General features: G+C 49.9%; 22 protein-coding genes. 18 read left to right on the forward strand and 4 right to left on the reverse strand.

Translation table 11 applies throughout. From position 1 onward, the window contains the following. Window positions 1-5: 5 nt before the first annotated feature. Genes KNP00_RS11030 through KNP00_RS11055 form a run of 6 tightly spaced genes read left to right on the forward strand, consistent with a single transcriptional unit; the run spans window position 6 to window position 5,017 of the window. Window positions 6-1,181 carry an ABC transporter substrate-binding protein gene (locus KNP00_RS11030; protein WP_215145161.1) on the forward strand — a complete coding sequence of 392 codons (1,176 nt, stop codon included), beginning with the start codon at window positions 6-8 and terminating at the stop codon, window positions 1,179-1,181. Next, a complete protein-coding gene (locus tag KNP00_RS11035) occupies window positions 1,168-1,938 on the forward strand; it encodes an ABC transporter permease (RefSeq protein ID WP_215145163.1) in 771 nt (256 codons plus the stop codon). Before KNP00_RS11030 ends, KNP00_RS11035 begins: the two co-directional genes overlap by 14 nt. Next, the gene (locus KNP00_RS11040) at window positions 1,935-2,642 is read left to right on the forward strand and encodes an ABC transporter permease subunit (protein WP_215145165.1); all 708 of its coding nucleotides are present in this window, start codon (window positions 1,935-1,937) and stop codon (window positions 2,640-2,642) included. The genes KNP00_RS11035 and KNP00_RS11040 overlap by 4 nt, the downstream gene beginning before the upstream one ends. After that, window positions 2,639-3,526, forward strand: a complete 888-nt coding sequence (locus tag KNP00_RS11045) for an ABC transporter ATP-binding protein (RefSeq protein ID WP_215145167.1) — start codon at window positions 2,639-2,641, stop codon at window positions 3,524-3,526. The genes KNP00_RS11040 and KNP00_RS11045 overlap by 4 nt, the downstream gene beginning before the upstream one ends. Further along, the gene (locus KNP00_RS11050; RefSeq protein ID WP_215145169.1) at window positions 3,519-4,100 is read left to right on the forward strand and encodes a CDP-alcohol phosphatidyltransferase family protein; all 582 of its coding nucleotides are present in this window, start codon (window positions 3,519-3,521) and stop codon (window positions 4,098-4,100) included. Before KNP00_RS11045 ends, KNP00_RS11050 begins: the two co-directional genes overlap by 8 nt. Then, on the forward strand, window positions 4,097-5,017 hold the full coding sequence (locus tag KNP00_RS11055; protein ID WP_215145171.1) for an NAD(P)/FAD-dependent oxidoreductase: 921 nt from the start codon (window positions 4,097-4,099) through the stop codon (window positions 5,015-5,017). Before KNP00_RS11050 ends, KNP00_RS11055 begins: the two co-directional genes overlap by 4 nt. A gap of 16 nt (window positions 5,018-5,033) precedes the next feature. Here KNP00_RS11055 and KNP00_RS11060 read toward each other — a convergent pair whose 3' ends face one another. After that, window positions 5,034-5,387 (reverse strand): hypothetical protein, encoded by a 354-nt coding sequence (locus KNP00_RS11060; protein ID WP_215145173.1) that lies wholly within the window; start codon window positions 5,385-5,387, stop codon window positions 5,034-5,036. Between the two features lie 102 nt (window positions 5,388-5,489). Next, window positions 5,490-5,804, reverse strand: coding sequence for a thioredoxin family protein (locus KNP00_RS11065; RefSeq protein ID WP_215145175.1), 315 nt, complete (start codon window positions 5,802-5,804; stop codon window positions 5,490-5,492). Between the two features lie 123 nt (window positions 5,805-5,927). Between KNP00_RS11065 and KNP00_RS11070 the strand changes: the two genes are divergently transcribed. Further along, window positions 5,928-6,476, forward strand: coding sequence for a PadR family transcriptional regulator (locus tag KNP00_RS11070; protein ID WP_240542854.1), 549 nt, complete (start codon window positions 5,928-5,930; stop codon window positions 6,474-6,476). Between the two features lie 5 nt (window positions 6,477-6,481). On the opposite strand, the gene KNP00_RS11075 is transcribed toward KNP00_RS11070, so the two are convergent. Next, complete coding sequence (locus KNP00_RS11075; RefSeq protein ID WP_215145178.1) at window positions 6,482-7,312, reverse strand: aldo/keto reductase; 831 nt, start codon at window positions 7,310-7,312, stop codon at window positions 6,482-6,484. A 72-nt stretch (window positions 7,313-7,384) separates the two neighbouring features. Here KNP00_RS11075 and KNP00_RS11080 point away from each other — a divergent pair, with 72 nt between their 5' ends. The 9 genes from KNP00_RS11080 to KNP00_RS11120 all read left to right on the forward strand — a co-directional run bounded on the left by KNP00_RS11080 (window position 7,385) and on the right by KNP00_RS11120 (window position 14,282). Continuing rightward, the gene (locus KNP00_RS11080; protein WP_215145180.1) at window positions 7,385-7,915 is read left to right on the forward strand and encodes an NUDIX hydrolase; all 531 of its coding nucleotides are present in this window, start codon (window positions 7,385-7,387) and stop codon (window positions 7,913-7,915) included. Window positions 7,916-8,027: 112 nt separating this feature from the next. Next, window positions 8,028-8,507, forward strand: coding sequence for a ferric iron uptake transcriptional regulator (fur, locus tag KNP00_RS11085; protein WP_012726507.1), 480 nt, complete (start codon window positions 8,028-8,030; stop codon window positions 8,505-8,507). Window positions 8,508-8,688: 181 nt separating this feature from the next. Beyond that, the gene (xerD, locus tag KNP00_RS11090; RefSeq protein WP_215145181.1) at window positions 8,689-9,573 is read left to right on the forward strand and encodes a site-specific tyrosine recombinase XerD; all 885 of its coding nucleotides are present in this window, start codon (window positions 8,689-8,691) and stop codon (window positions 9,571-9,573) included. 23 nt (window positions 9,574-9,596) lie between these two features. Next, the gene (gene deoB / locus KNP00_RS11095; protein WP_215145183.1) at window positions 9,597-10,763 is read left to right on the forward strand and encodes a phosphopentomutase; all 1,167 of its coding nucleotides are present in this window, start codon (window positions 9,597-9,599) and stop codon (window positions 10,761-10,763) included. 13 nt (window positions 10,764-10,776) lie between these two features. Then, entirely contained in the window at window positions 10,777-11,586 is an 810-nt protein-coding gene (locus tag KNP00_RS11100; protein WP_215145185.1) for a purine-nucleoside phosphorylase, read from the forward strand. A gap of 28 nt (window positions 11,587-11,614) precedes the next feature. Then, window positions 11,615-12,916 carry a pyrimidine-nucleoside phosphorylase gene (locus tag KNP00_RS11105; RefSeq protein WP_215145187.1) on the forward strand — a complete coding sequence of 434 codons (1,302 nt, stop codon included), beginning with the start codon at window positions 11,615-11,617 and terminating at the stop codon, window positions 12,914-12,916. Between the two features lie 115 nt (window positions 12,917-13,031). Beyond that, a complete protein-coding gene (locus KNP00_RS11110; protein ID WP_215145189.1) occupies window positions 13,032-13,472 on the forward strand; it encodes a peptidylprolyl isomerase in 441 nt (146 codons plus the stop codon). Between the two features lie 88 nt (window positions 13,473-13,560). After that, complete coding sequence (locus KNP00_RS11115; protein ID WP_215145191.1) at window positions 13,561-13,917, forward strand: GCN5 family acetyltransferase; 357 nt, start codon at window positions 13,561-13,563, stop codon at window positions 13,915-13,917. Between the two features lie 86 nt (window positions 13,918-14,003). Further along, entirely contained in the window at window positions 14,004-14,282 is a 279-nt protein-coding gene (locus tag KNP00_RS11120; protein ID WP_215145193.1) for a hypothetical protein, read from the forward strand. 31 nt (window positions 14,283-14,313) lie between these two features. Here KNP00_RS11120 and KNP00_RS11125 read toward each other — a convergent pair whose 3' ends face one another. Further along, window positions 14,314-14,781, reverse strand: coding sequence for a DUF309 domain-containing protein (locus tag KNP00_RS11125; RefSeq protein ID WP_215145195.1), 468 nt, complete (start codon window positions 14,779-14,781; stop codon window positions 14,314-14,316). An 83-nt stretch (window positions 14,782-14,864) separates the two neighbouring features. On the opposite strand from KNP00_RS11125, the gene KNP00_RS11130 reads away from it, so the two are divergent. Together KNP00_RS11130 and scpB are read left to right on the forward strand one after the other, a co-directional pair. Next, the gene (locus KNP00_RS11130) at window positions 14,865-15,632 is read left to right on the forward strand and encodes a segregation and condensation protein A (protein ID WP_215145197.1); all 768 of its coding nucleotides are present in this window, start codon (window positions 14,865-14,867) and stop codon (window positions 15,630-15,632) included. Next, the gene (gene scpB / locus KNP00_RS11135) at window positions 15,610-16,203 is read left to right on the forward strand and encodes an SMC-Scp complex subunit ScpB (RefSeq protein WP_215145199.1); all 594 of its coding nucleotides are present in this window, start codon (window positions 15,610-15,612) and stop codon (window positions 16,201-16,203) included. The genes KNP00_RS11130 and scpB overlap by 23 nt, the downstream gene beginning before the upstream one ends. Window positions 16,204-16,206 lie beyond the last annotated feature (3 nt).

Consider the following 16,206-nt stretch of genomic DNA (forward strand, 5'->3'; position numbering starts at 1 on the left):
AGAGGATGAAGACGTGGAAACTATTATTCGCACTTATGATGCTTACATTCGTTGCAGCGTGTAGTAACGATCAACCGGTCGAGTTTTCGGATTCGTTCGAAACGGCTGTTGAGACAGCGGAAGGGACGACCGTGAACATGTACATGTGGGGTGGTGACGAAGGGATTAACGATTATATCGACGACTATGTGGCCCCGAGGGTCAACGAAGAGTATGGGGTTGAGTTGAACCGTGTCGCGATGGATACGGCGGAGTTTATTCGCCAGCTGTCGCTCGATCAAAAAGCGGATCGACAGGTCGGTACGATTGATGTCGTCTGGATCAACGGTGACAATTTCAGAAATGCGAAACAAGCAGGACTACTTCGTGGAGGGTTGATGGAACGCGTCCCGAACGCCACATTGTTAAATGAGACGGCTCAACAGACGGACGCCGGCACACCGACGGATAACTTAGAGCTCGCGTGGGGTAACGTCCAGTTCATCCTGCATTATGATGCCGAACGGATTCAGAATCCACCGACCACCTTTGAGGAACTACGTCGCTGGACCGAAGACAACCCAGGTCGTTTCACGTATCCTGAAGTCAATGATTTCACAGGAAATGCATTCGTCCGGCATCTTCTATACGAGCGTTATGGCGCGCAACTGACCGATGATCCTACGATTGATGAGGCATTTTGGGACGACTTGAAGGCATGGTCGCCTCATTTATGGAAAGAAGGACAGACGTATCCGAAAACGCTCGAACAGTTGGATCAACTCTATGCATCCGGAGAAGTCTGGATGACGATGGGCTTCAATGAACGACGAGCCGAGGCGGAGGTGACGAAAGGCATCTTCCCGAAAGAGACACGTGCCCTCCTTCTCGATCATTCCATCGCTTCGACGCACTTTTTGGCAATCCCGTTTAACGCACCGAATCCGGATGGGGCGCTCGTCTTGATACAAGAACTGTTGTCTCCGGATGCCCAGCTCGTCAAACAAGGTCCTGACTATTGGGGTGACGGGACATCTCTTGACTTGACGAAACTCGATGAAGCGGACCGACAAGCGTTCAAAGAACTTGGTGACGGTGTGACGTATCCGGACACGGAACAGTTACGCGAACGTTCGATTCCAGACTATGGGCCGGACGTAATCGATGCTGTCCGCGAGGAGTGGCCTCGTGTTGCGAAGTAACGTCGCCTTGACGATCATCGTCTCCCTCCTCCCCCTCGCTTCGCTCATTTTTCTTGGGATGGAAGCGTTGGGTACGGACTGGGGAGCGCTCTTTACGGATGAAACGTGGCGTGACAGCCTGTTCATCACCTTGTATGTAGTCGGTATATCCACTTTCCTGTCACTCGTGATCGGGACGTGGCTTGCGCGCGTGGTCGTTCAGAAAAGATGGCGATTCACCTCGGCCATCCTACGCATCCCGATGTTCGTCCCGCATATTGCAGCCGCTTATTTGTTTTGGCTATTGTTCAGCGGGGGAGGCATCGGTTGGGTCGAGGCGAATGAACGGAATTACATGACCGTCATCTTGACGTACATATGGAAGGAGACCCCGTTCGTCTTTTTGATGATGCTCGGAACGTACGAGCAATTGAATCGGGGTTATGTAGAGATGGCAAAGACGCTCCAGCTCTCGCGGTTTGATCAATTTAAACATGCGGAGTTCCCCTTTTTAATAAAGCCGCTACTCGATTCGACATGGATATTGATCGCCTTTGTTTCGTTCGCGTACGAGATTCCTGCCTTGCTCGGTGTGACTTATCCGAAGCTACTCGGTGTGCTCGCCTACGAACGGCTGTCGACGGGTTTGTATTTGGAAGCGACCGAGCCGTATGCGGTGGCGCTCATTTGGACGTGTCTCGTCGGAATGGGCGTGCTCGTGTCCTATATTCTCACCTCGTCGATTAGGCGCCGAATTGAGCGGGGGGTGAGACGATGATCCGTCAAATCTTGATCATCTGTTTGATGTTGATTCCGTTTTTTAGTCTGTTCTTAAGAATCCCGACAGTTGAAACCGAAAGTGTCACCGCGATGGCAAACACGGTCGGCTTGACGGTCATCCTGTCCGGGGTGAATGTATGGCTTTCGATGACGTTTGCTTGGTGGCTCCTTTGGACGGAGTCGAGATGGCGGAACGCCTTGGAATGGCTCGTCTTTTTACCGCTGTTCATCCCGATGCTCGCCACGCTGTTCGGTCTTTATCTCATCTTGGCGGAGTCGGGTTTGATTGGGACGTATGTCGGCGTCATGATCTCCTTACTCGTCGTGACGTTACCGTACTCGATTCGTCTCGCCTCGAATGGGATGGCCGTGATCGGTCGCCCGCTTTTGGAACAGGCGCGACTTCTTCCATTTAAACGTCGCATCCTTTTTGTGTTATTCCCGCTCTTCTCTAGGACGATGCGGACGATTGCACTATTTACGACGGTCATCTTGCTTAGCCAGTTCGCACTCATCCAATTGATTGGTGCGGGGTTGATTCCGACCGTGACGACCGAACTGTATCAATCCTATGCGGGGAACAACCGTAACCTCGCACTCTCGAACACTTGGATGCTCATTTTGATTCCTGTTCTCATCTATTTTTTGCTCTCGGTGATGAGTCGGTGGACGGTGCGCATCTTGAAAGGACGTCTTCAATGAGTTTAAACGTACAAGCTTTACGTAAACAGTATAGGTCGAGACAAGTGCTCGACGGTATCGATTTTGACGTTCGGCTACACGACATCCATGCGATCGTCGGAGTAAGTGGGTCGGGCAAGTCAACGTTATTGCGGATCATTGCCGGTCTGGAGACGTGTGACGCAGGCGATGTGGTCTTTAACGACCGTTCGCTATTGGACTTCCCGGCACATGAGCGTCGTGTGACGATGCTCTCTCAGACCGCCTTGTTGTTCCCACATTTGACGGTAGGGGAGAATGTAACGCTCGCGACACGGACACGTTCACGTAAACAGGCGGAACATTGGTTGAACGTCGTCCGTCTTAGTGACCGATACGACGCGGAGGTACATGAGCTGTCAGGCGGCGAACAACAACGGGTCAGTCTGGCCCGTGCGCTCGCCGCTGAGCCGACACTTCTTTTGCTAGATGAACCTTTCACTAATCTAGACCCGAAACTAAAGCTCGACTTGCAACACTTCATTCGCGAACTTGTGAAAGACCTCGGTCTTACAGCGTTATTGGTGACGCATGACCGTGAAGAGGCCATGCTCATGGCCGACCGCGTGACGCTGCTTGAAGCAGGCAAAGTGACGATGACCGGGACGGCGGAAGAACTGTATGAACATGCGCCTGGATTTGGTGATTTTCTCATGATCGATGGTGACCTGCTCTCCTCCTCCCGCGTGACGGTGACAGAAACGGTCGGTGAACCCGTCCGACTGTTGAAAAAAATCTATCGATTCGGGCAATGTTTTGGTGAATACCAGTTTGAAGGTGGACGAACAGTCATACTGCCCGCTAGCGAATCCTTTGAAGTCGGGATGACCTACCAAGTCAAACGAAAGGAGGAAAAACATGCTTGATACGTACGGGAATCGCTATGTGAAGCCTGTTATTGAGCGAGGGGCGGATCGTCTGCTCAAGTGGAATTTCACACCGAATGAAGTGACGATGCTCGGTGGGCTCATCGGAGTCTCGACCGGGATATTTATTTATAACGATATGCTCTGGACGGCTGTGATTTTACTATGGATCTCCGGGTTATTTGACGTGTTGGACGGCACGATGGCGCGTCAGTCAAAAACGAGCGGGTTCGGGACGGTGCTCGACCTTGTCCTTGACCGATTCGTCGAGTTATCGGTCGTCATTGGACTCGCGCTTCGTTACCCTGAACACATGCCGATTTTCTTGTTTCTCATTGCGTCGTTCGTCATTGCCATGACGCTATTTTTAGCTGTCGGCGCGAGTAGTTCGAGGCGTTCGGAGAAGACGTTTTATTATCAGCCGGGTATCATCGAACGGACGGAATGTTTTATCCTGTTCACGTTGATGATTCTCTTCCCGAACTGGGTCGGCGTCATCGCCCTCCTTTTCTTACTGTTAGAGGTGATGACGATTACCCAACGCTTCATCGAGGCAAGGAGGATCTTACGATGAAGCCGAGATTGGTGCTGGCCGGGCTCGGACATGGACAGCTTGAGATCCTTGACCGGATCGAGGAGATTCAAAAAGAGTATGACGTGGTGTTGATCGGAGGAAAGCGGACGATGTATACCGGGGCATTCCCACAAGTCATTGCCGGTCTCATGCCGTCGGCGACGGTGCAGTCGCCTCTCGAACCGGTGGCGGAACATGTCATTTCGGTTGATCCGCAAGAACAATCGGTACGAACGGAGAACGGCTCATTCCATTACGATGTTCTCGTCCTGTCGACGGGCGCGAAAAGTCGTGGGGTCGGTACACCGCTGAAACCGATGTCACGAGAATTGCTCGACCAAATTGAGGGAAGTCAACGAGTGACGATTGTCGGCGGTGGGAAGGCGGGCGTTGAACTGGCGTTTGTTTGTGCCCGCACGAAGAAAGTGACCCTGTATGCGAGTCAGATGTTACGGGACGTCCCGGTCTGGCGACAAAAACAGATGGAGCGCTTATTAGTGAAGTCAGGCGTCACGGTCGTAAAAAAGAAGAAGGATTCATCGGGGGATGCATTTCAGCTCGACGCTACGGGTGTCGCCCCGGTGAGGTGGTGGGCTGACTCGGGGCTCGCCGTGCCGGACGCGTTCATCGAGACGGACGAGTCCCTTCGTCATCGACAATATAAGAACATATATGTGACAGGAGATATGGCTTCCACTCTGAGTGGTGGCGTCGATGCCGTTCGGTCTGGACGATATGTTGCAAAACGGTTATTGAATGAAACGAAACGACCTTTTCGGACGCGTGAAGCGGTCAATATCTTGTTGACGACACCAGGTCGTGCCTTATTGACATTCGGGCAGTTCACATGGCATGGACGACTTCCTTACTATGTGAAGCGTTGGATTGACTCGCGATATGTTCGGCAATACAAGTAGTCGGAGTTTCAAACCGTCATTCGCTTGTAAGATAGCCAATCACTTCGTTCGATTCTGATTCAACGAGTACTTGTGGAATCTCGACCGTGCGCTGTGAATCAGGAGGAAACGTGACGAGCCAGGCACGTGTTCCTTCAAAACGAGCATCAAATAGTTCATAACGATCATCAACTGTGATGGATTGAATCGTAGCTTGTCTCCCGTTTTCATCGGATAGTAGCCATTTCCTATTGTCTAGATAGGTAACTGCACTTTTTATGATAGCCGTCTCGTCATCAGGTTGCGTGGATGGTGACGTGGATGGTTGTATGCAGCCGACCAACATTAAAATAGTGAAACAGAGTAGAGTGAAAAGGCGTATATGCGTCATGATGATTTTCCTTTCGCATCTGGTTATTTCTTACAGTATAATCGAGAATGAAGGAGACGTGTACAAAAAAATCCTGTAGCCGGATGGGCTACAGGAATCAGGTCATGCTTGAATCGTATCGAGGAATGAACGGATTTGCATCTCCGTCTTGGCGTTCGCCGAGTGGAGGTGTTCTTGTTTTTCCCCATCTTTATAGTAGAGAAGTGAAGGAATGCCGCGAACTTCTTGTGCATCAGATAGCTCTGGGAGTTCGTCGCGGTCGACGACATGCCAGTTAAACTGAGGATAGTCTTTGACGAGCTCGTCGACGTACATGTCCAAACGTTTACAGTCCGGGCACCATGATGTGGTGAAGATCACCATTCCTTGATGTTTCGTCGCTTCGTCAAATTGTTGTGATGAATGAATCGGTTGCATAGACAACTCTCCTTTCTTCTATCTATTTTGTCGGGTTTTCGACGAGTCGTCAACAGATTGGCATTCTAGAATCGACATGGGAATGTGATACACTAAAAAAAATAGCATCAGAAGGAAAAGGTGATGGATATGGCGTTACGTCACGCATTGCTCGGGTTATTGACCCATCAGCCTGCGACCGGGTATGCTTTGAACGCAACGTTCAAGGCGCAGATGATTCATTTTTGGAACGCACATCATACACAGATTTATCGGGAACTGTTGAAGATGGAAGAAGACGCACTCGTCTCGGCGGAGCACGTGTCACAGCAAGAGTTACCAGACAAGAAGATTTATTCGATCACGGACCGGGGGCGTGAGGAGTTGATCGATTGGCTGCGTCAGCCGACATCGTTTCAACCGAAAATGAAAGATGAGAACCTATTGCGTGTCAGCTTGCTTCAATTGCTACCGATTGAAGAAGCGGTCCGATATATCGAGGAGACGAAGGCACATCATGAACAGGTCGCGCAACAGATTCGTTTGTTTCAGAAAGAACATCAATCAGACGAGGACACGCTAGGTTATTTATTGACGAGCGAGTATGCGATCCGAATGATGGAGAACTATTCTGGCTGGGCAGATTGGGCGATTGAACAGATTAAGATGCGAAATGAAAAACACGTGACCTGAGCGATTCAGGTCACGTGTTTTGTATAAGGATGAATCGGCAGACGGGCGAGTAGTCGATCAAGCACTTCTTCATCGACTTCAGTCTCAAACGCATGAATCGTCTCGTTCAACTGCTTGACTGATGAGGCGCCCGGTAAGACGACGTCACAGAACCGTTTAGCGGCTTCGAGCGCATACGCCTGAACCGGTTCAGGCATCATCGATAATTCACTGGCGAGTTCCTCTTTTCGCCACGCCTCAAATCCTTTATCCCCGAGACGTGTCGCCCCTTCATCCGTTAGTAATCCTTTCGCAAGAGCACCGCGTCCAACGATTGGAATCGACACATCAAGCGTCTCCGGTCGTCGGTCGAGAAGTGAATACGGTGTCATGAGCACATCGAGAGCTCCAGATGCGGCCCAGTGTTTGATCACGTTCGGTCGAATCGACGAGAGTCCGATTCGTCGGATGAGCCCGTCGCGCTTTTGTTTTTTCGCCCATTCAATCGTGGCGTCGAGGTCGTCTTCGAGCGTACCGCCGTGAATATAATATAAATCCAAGTAGTCGGTTTGCAATCGTTCAAGTGACCCTTCTAACGCCGCGTCTAGATAGGATGGGATTGGATTCCAACGCATCCCGTCCTCAGTCAGTTCATTTCCGCCTTTGCTTGCTAGAAAGAGGTTCTTTCGTTCCTGACCTAATGTTTCTCCGATCACACGCTCGACCTCATGTCGCGCGTAGACGTCCGCTGTATCGATATGGCGAATCCCTGACTGAATCGCTGTCTCAAGGATATTTCTTGCCTCGTTCTCTCCGTGTTTTAATATCGTCATCGTTCCGAGTCCGAGCTCACTCATCTAGATTCCTCCTTGTTCGAAATGTAGGTTTCACTCATAATCAGAGTATATCGAAAAGTGAGGAGTAATCATATGGAAGAAAAAACGATTGAGCGGGAAGTCATCTACGAAGGTAAGATTTTCGATGTGGAAAAGCATGTCGTCTCTCTTCCGAACGGAAATACGTCTGTGCGTGAACTCGTCTATCATAACGGTGCGGTCGCCGTCCTCGTCGTCGATGAGTCGGACAAGATCGTCATGGTAGAGCAATATCGGAAAGCGTTCGAATCGATGTCGCTTGAGATTCCTGCCGGTAAACTTGAGAAAGGGGAGGAGCCGGTAGCGAGTGCCGAGCGTGAGTTGGCAGAAGAGACAGGATATACGGCGGAATCGCTCGAAAAAATCTTCTCATTCTACGGGGCACCAGGGTTTTGTAGCGAGCGTGTCGATGTGTTCGTCGCAAAAGGGTTATCAGCTGGCGAGATGAATTTAGATGAAGATGAATTTTTGAATGTGAAGCGCTATTCTTTTGATGAGGCGGTCGATTTATTGGACCGTGGTGTCATCACGGATGCGAAGACGATTATGGCGATTCAATGGTGGCAATTGTCCAGATTAAAATAATTCTAATCTAAAACCGATTATGATAGACTTACATAGTAATGATTTTAAATTGAAATTTCCGTAAAACTTCGGTATGCTTTGAGTAGTGAACTATGTAAAGAGGGGGCGCCTTATGGAAACGCGAATTGAACGGATTAAACAGCAATTGAGCGCCAAAGGATATAAACTGACACCGCAACGTGAATCGACGGTACGTATTCTACTTGAGAATGAGAGCGACCATTTGAGTGCCGAGAACGTCTTCATGCTCGTCAAGAGCATCGCACCAGAGATTGGTCTCGCCACCGTGTATCGGACACTTGAATTATTGACCGAGCTCGGTGTCGTCGATAAAGTCAACTTCGGTGACGGGGTCGCACGCTTTGACCTGCGTCCAGAAGGGGCGAACCATTCGCACCACCATCTCGTATGCGTCGAATGCGGCTCGGTCGAGGAGATCATGGAAGACCTACTCGTTGACGTTGAGAAAAAAGTCGAGAGCAAATATGAATTTTTGATTAAAGACCATCGCCTGACGTTTCATGGCATCTGTAAAGTATGCCAAGCGAAGGGCGTCACACTTGAAGGCCATAAAGCAGTCATCAACGGTTAAAAGACAGAGCGAACCATCCTTTTATGAGGATGGTTTTTTTATTGAAATCGCGGGGGCGAATCGTCACGAATAGTTGTCACAAAAAATCTGTAAAAAAATGAGGTCAGACATCTTCACAACAGTTTACATAAGTGATATGCTGTAAGCGTATTCAGGTGAAACGAGGAAGGAGGAGGGTATGATGCGTTCGCATATCGATTCATTTCTTCAGTATATGACAGTTGAAAAACGGATGTCCGTGAACACAAGACAGGCGTATGCGAGCGACTTGACGCAGTACGCATCGACCTTGACCCAACTTGGAGTGAAGGATTGGAACGAGGTGACGCGTTCGCATATCGTCAAACATATTGAAGAGCTGTCACAGGCGGGTCGTGCCTCGTCTTCATTGAGGCGAGCTGTCAGTTCGATCCGTATGTTTCATCATCATTTAAAAATGACAGGTGTCACGACGACCGACCCATCCCTTTATTTGGAGACACCAAAGGCGGAAAAGCAGCTTCCTGATACTTGGTCACAAGCGGAAGTCGAGCGTCTCTTAGACAGCGTCCCGACGTCGGACCCGCTCTCACTACGAGACCGGGCCATGCTTGAGTTGCTATATGGGACCGGGATGCGGGTCAGTGAACTTTTAGGTCTTGATTTGGATGATTTGCAGTTCGAATTGGGGTATCTACAATGTGAAGGGAAAGGCGAGCGCGCAAGAATCATTCCAGTTTCTTCTGTCGCCCAAGGGTTTGTCGAGCGCTATATCCAGCAAGCCCGTAATGGGATCGGTGGCAGGGAGACCGAAGCGCTCTTTTTAAATGGCAGAGGCGGGCGGCTCAGTCGTCAAGGATTTTGGAAGATGATCAAACGACGAGCCAAACTTGCTGGAATCGACAAAGAGATCACACCTCACGTGCTCCGTCATTCCTTTGCGACACACTTGCTCGAGAACGGTGCAGATTTGCGCGCCATTCAACAGATGCTCGGCCATGCGGATTTGGCGACGACACAAGTGTATACGCACGTCAACAAATCTCGATTACATGATGTGTATCGCAAGCATCACCCTCGTGCCTAGACATCGAAAAGGAGGAATTTTTTGTGAAGAAGTTTAAACGTATTTTTTTGGTCGTCATGGACTCGGTCGGTATCGGTGAAGCACCAGATGCCGAACAATTCGGTGACAAAGGGGCCGACACGCTCGGGCATATCGCGCGTGAACATAACGGATTGAACATGCCGAACATGGGTAAACTCGGACTCTCAAACATCAAACCGATTCAAGGGATCGATGTATCCGATGCACCGAGTGCTTATGGTCGCATGGAAGAAATCTCAGCCGGTAAGGATACGATGACGGGTCATTGGGAGATCATGGGTCTTCATATCGACACACCGTTTCGCGTCTTTGAAGAGTTTCCAGATGATTTGATTCACCGACTCGAAGAGTTCAGTGGTCGCAAAGTAATCGGAAACAAACCGGCATCAGGTACAGAGATTCTTGACGAGCTCGGTGAAGAGCACGTCAATACGGGAGCCCTGATCGTTTATACATCTGCCGACTCGGTCCTTCAAATCGCTGCGCATGAGGACATCGTCCCAATCGATGAGTTGTATCGAATCTGTGAATATGCGCGTGAAATCACGCGTGAAGACCCGTACATGCTCGGACGGATCATCGCTCGCCCATTCATCGGAACACCAGGTGCTTGGGTCCGTACGTCCAATCGTCATGACTATGCGCTCAAACCGTTCGGTAAGACGGTCATGAACACACTCGAGGAAGCTGGGAAAGACGTCATTGCACTCGGGAAAATCAGTGACATTTACGATGGGGAAGGCGTGACGAAGGCGGTCCGCACAAAGTCGAACATGGATGGGATGGACAAACTCGTCGATTCGCTCGGGGAGGACTTCGAGGGACTTTGCTTCTTGAACTTGGTCGACTTCGACGCCTTGTTCGGTCATCGTCGTGACCCGAAAGGCTATGCGCTCGCACTTGAAGAGTACGACGCACGTCTACCTGAAGTGATGGAGCGTCTTCGTGAAGAAGACTTACTCATCATCACCGCGGACCATGGAAACGACCCTGTCCATGCCGGTACGGACCACACGCGTGAGTACGTTCCGCTCATCGTTCATCATGACGGGGCGAAAGCGGTCGATTTAGGGATTCGTGGTACGTTCGCAGACATCGGCGCGACGGTCGCTGACAACTTCGGTGTTGCGGCACCAGCACACGGAAAGAGTTTCTTAAACGAAATTTGAGGAGGCAATCATCATGGTAAATTGGAACGAAACAAAAGCGTTTTTACAAGAGCGTATGGGTGACACACCAGAAATCGGACTCATTCTCGGCTCGGGTCTTGGAGTTCTCGCAGACGAAATCGAAAATCCGGTCGCAATTCCTTATGAGGACATCCCACACTTCCCGGTCTCGACGGTCGAAGGACATGCCGGACAGCTCGTATTCGGAGAGCTTGAAGGAAAACGCGTCGTCGCGATGCAGGGACGCTTCCACTTCTATGAGGGATACTCGATGGAGCAAGTGACGTTCCCTGTCCGTGTTCTCAAACTGATCGGCGTCGAGACGCTCATCGTCACGAATGCAGCCGGCGCATGTAACGAGTCGTTCAACCCGGGTGACTTGATGATTATCACGGATCACATCAACTTCTTCGGGACGAGCCCGCTCATCGGGAAAAATGCGAGCGAGTTTGGAACGCGCTTCCCTGACATGTCAGAGGCGTACGATAAAGAACTTGTGAAACTGACAGAGCGTGTCGCTTCTGACCTTGGACTCTCTGTACAAAAGGGTGTTTATTTCGGAAACACGGGCCCGACGTATGAAACACCGGCTGAAGTCAAGATGGCCCGCCTTCTCGGTGGGGATGTCGTTGGTATGTCGACTGTCCCAGAAGTCATCGTCGCACGTCACTCGGATATGCGTGTCCTCGGGATCTCATGCGTATCGAATATGGCGGCAGGAATTTTAGATCAACCACTCAACCATGAAGAAGTCATCGAGACGACGGAACGCGTTCGTCAAGACTTCCTCTCGCTCGTTCGTGGCACGATTAAAAGCATGTAAATAACACAATTCTAGGAGGATGATCGCTATGCGTATGGTCGATTTGATTTTGAAAAAACGTAACGGTGGAGAACTGAACGAAGAGGAGATTCGTTTCGTGGTCGAAGGATTCACGAATGAGTCGATTCCTGACTATCAAATGTCAGCTTTGTCGATGGCCATCTACTTTAATGGGATGACTGAAAACGAGACGGCCGCTTTGACGATGGAGATGGTGAAGTCAGGTGACACGATCGACCTTTCAAATATCGAAGGGAAGAAAGTCGACAAACACTCGACGGGCGGAGTCGGTGATAAGATCAGTTTGATCGTGGCGCCACTCGTCGCATCAATCGGAATCCCGGTCGCGAAGATGAGCGGTCGTGGTCTCGGTCACACGGGCGGAACGATCGATAAGCTTGAGTCCTTCTCTGGTTTTGACGTCGAGCTGACAGAAGAGCAGTTCACGAAACAAGTGAACGATATCAAGATGTCAATCATCGGTCAGACGGGGAACTTGACGCCTGCGGATAAGCGTCTCTATGCGCTTCGTGACGTGACGGCTACGGTCGAGTCGATTCCACTCATCGCAAGCTCCATCATGTCGAAGAAGATTGCGGCTGGGGCAGACAGCATCGTCCTCGATGTCAAAACGGGGTCTGGGGCGTTCATGAAGTCATTCGATGACGCGAAGGCACTCGCTGAAGAGATGGTCGCAATCGGCAAGAACGTTGGTCGTAAGACGGTCGCGGTCATCACGGACATGGACCAACCTCTCGGGTTTGAAATCGGGAATGCGAATGAAGTGAAAGAGGCGATTGAAGTTCTCTCTGGTAAAGAAGTAGAGGACTTGAAAACGATTGCTCTCACAATCGCGGGTCACATGGCGGTCCTCGGTGAGTTCTACTCATCTTTCGAAGAAGCGTATGCAGACCTCGAGAAGCGAATCGCAGACGGACAGGCCCTCGAGGTATTCCGCAAGTTCGTTGAAGCACAAGGTGGCGACGCATCCCTCGTCGATGACGTGACTAAATTACCACAAGCTTCTTACGAGACGACATTCGTCGCGAAAGAGGCGGGCTACGTCGAGTCAATCATTGCGGACGAGGTCGGTGTCGCAGCGATGCTTCTCGGTGCAGGTCGTGCGACGAAAGAGGACAAAATCGACTTCGCGGCAGGCATCACGCTTGAGAAGAAAGTCGGTGACCGCGTTGAAGAAGGTGATGTGATCGCCGTGCTTCGTTCGAACATCGAGGACATGTCTTCAGCTGTCGAGCGTTTAGACCACGCGTATACGATTGGTGCGACGGAACCAGAAGCACGTCCACTCGTTCACGCTGTCATTCAGTAAGGCAGAACGTCTGTTTCCACAAAAAAAGTGGAGACAGACGTGTTTTTTTGATAAGATGGGTAATGTGAGTGTAAGCTAGCAGAATACATATACGAATAAAGGGGTTGCTTGAGACATGAAAAAAGGTTCTATGAAACTTGAGAATGGTGAAATGATTGAGTTTGATTTATTCCACGGTGAAGCACCGATCACGGTCGAAAACTTTGAGAAACTCGCGAACAGCGGATTTTACAACGGATTGACGTTCCACCGTGTCATCCCTGGCTTCGTCAGCCAAGGTGGTTGCCCACAAGGAACAGGGATGGGTGGCGCTGGCTACACGATTCCGTGTGAGACATCGACGTCGTTCCCGCACAAACATGCAGCAGGTTCACTTTCGATGGCACACGCAGGACGCAACACAGGATCTTCACAGTTCTTTATCGTCCACGAGCCACAACCACACTTGGACGGTGTCCACACCGTATTCGGTCAAGTGACGTCTGGACTTGAGCACGCCGTCAAGCTTCGCCAAGGCACAAAAATGGCTGAAGTGAAGGTTTGGGACGAGAATTGATTTTGCCTGAGGGTTATGGCACAATGTACCATGTCTCTCACGTGTTCACGTCGTGAAACTTGAATGACAAAAGGTGGTGAACCCAGCGATGCTGGTCAAATATAAACGTTCTTATGAAAAGACGGCGATGGGTCTACTCGCATTCTCATGCAGTGACAAATCTCCGCTCAGCTTGCTTGAACTCGTCCGGTTGTACGACGAGGATGAGTCGAAGTTCCTCTATTTGTGGAAAGTCGGTGAAGACTTCGTTGGCATCATTGGTATGGAGCAAAAAGATACGACGATGGTCATCGACCATATCGCCTTGTCGCCTTCATTCCGTGGCGAGAAACGTTCTTACGAGCTTCTTGATGAGGTAAGAAACGTGCTTCCACTTGATTTGACGCTAACCGGTACAGGCAAGACAGGCGATTTATTGGACAAATGGAACCAATTGGTCGTCTGATGACAAAAGCCCCCGCAATCTTCAGGACTGCGGGGGTTTTGCATGTTACGGGGGGATTCATATAACACGTTAAATGAGGTGGATTCATGAATCGATTAACAATCGATGAACTGATCAATCGATTGGAGCAAGTGCTCAGGCAAGAACGAACGAGAGAAGAAATCTCTGACTGGGCATATCAGTGGATGGAACAGTATGAAAATATAGATGGTTTTAATTGGACAGCTTCTGACGAGGTGGTTTGGTCCTGCTTACAAACGATAGTTGGCATGGATTTACTTGAAACCCCTTCTGAATATTTACATGATCGGAGCGATCTCGAGAGTTGGGTGATGGCGTTTAAGAAGTTAAAAAATCATCATTGATTATGAAAAGGAGACTTCTTGAAGCTTGGCATCAACTTCTCGCACGTTGCCGTTTTAGAAGCGCTGACTCCCGTTCCGTGATGACCTCACTCCTGTCACGGTGCAGATGCTTATGAATGAGTTCCTCGAACGACAGGTCCGTCGCCGGAAACGTCGGTTTCATAGATTCAACTTTCTCACGGACGTCTGATTGCAACGGAAGCGTCGCACGTAGCGGCCATTCCTCAAGCTGTGCGATGAATGAGTCGACATCAAGACCGAGTTCATCCAAGTATGGGGTAGCAACGTCGATCTTTCGACGTAAGAGACGTAGACTCTTTTTTGCACCGATCAGATTGTCGCGCCGGAGGTGATAGTGGATGACGGCATATTGAATGAGTGCCGCATAGCCGTGATGACGACGTCCGTCTGCCTGCCACGCCTCTTCCAATACTTCATGACATTCAAAATAATCGGCATGGCATTCAAAAAGCAACGTATAATGAATAAAAGGGGTCATAAATCAATTTTCTCCTTTCGTGTCCACGGTGTTATAAAACATGTTATACTAAAGCGCAAAAATGTAAAATGGCAGGTGTCTTTATGGAAGCCTATAACGTTAAAATCGATACGTTCGAAGGTCCACTCGACCTGTTGCTCCATTTGATCGGAAAAATGGAGATTGATATCGTCGACATATCCGTGGCAGAAGTCACTGACCAGTATGTCGGCTATATTCGCACGATGCAAAAATTTGAACTCGATGTGGCCAGTGAATACTTGGTCATGGCGGCGACGTTGCTCCAATTGAAGAGCAAGCAGTTGCTACCACCGGTTTTAGTCGAGGATGAGGATGTACCAGACTTCAGCGAAGAACCGACGCGTGAGGGGCTCATCCGTCAGTTGATTGAATATAAAGCTTATAAAGAAGCGGTCGTCTTCATGCGTGAACAGGAAGAGCATCGTCTTGAACTGTATACGCGACCGGGAGAAGACTTGACGACGTACATGTCAGAAGAGGTGTCGAAGTACGACGGACCACTCAACTTCTCGGATCTTCTTCACGCCTACTCGAAGATGATTGAACGAAAACGCTGGAAAGAGCGACGCAAAAAGACGATCAAGCGGGAAGAACGGACGCTTGAAGAACAGATGACGCGCCTTCATGAACATGTATCGTCGAGTCAACAAACCTCATTTTTCGCTTTCTTTGTCGAACGACCGAACGTTTCTGATCTCGTCGTGACGTTTATGGCGCTCCTCGAGCTGATCAAGCTAAAGGTCGTCGAAACGAAACAACTCGACCAAGATATTCAAATCTCGTTCATTGCAGGATCAAAGAAAGGGGATGAAGCGGTTGCTGTCTTATGAGACGATTATCGAAGGATTGCTGTTCGTCGTCGGAGACGAAGGGATGGAAGTGCGAGCGCTCGCCGAGACGCTAGATATCTCAGAAGCTGCCGCGCGGGAACAGCTCAGTAAACTAGAGGCATCGTTCAGCACATCGAACCGGCCGTTTCAGCTTATGGAATCGGCAGGTGTCTATAAGCTCGTGACAATTCCGGACGTGTCCCCATACATTCAAAAATATGTCGGGACGATGGCCGAACAGGCACTCTCTCGCGCCGCGATGGAGACACTCGTCATCATCGCCTATAAACAACCGGTCACACGGGCGGATATCGAAGAGATTCGCGGGGTCAAAGTCGAACGGGTCATCCATACGTTGTTATCAAAAGGATTGATTGAATCGGCTGGTCGTACGAAGACGATTGGTCGTGCCAAACTGTATCGTACGACAGAGCACTTCCTTGACCACTTCGGATTCAATTCGCTCGAGGAACTACCACCATTAACATTTGAGGATGAACTGACGGATGAAGGCGATTTGTTCTTCGGTCAGGAATCACCGAAGCAAGAAGAGAGATTGGAGAAGGATTAATTA

Origin of the sequence: Exiguobacterium qingdaonense, assembly GCF_018617855.1 — a bacterium.
GTDB classification, from domain to species: Bacteria; Bacillota; Bacilli; order Exiguobacteriales; family Exiguobacteriaceae; genus Exiguobacterium; species Exiguobacterium qingdaonense.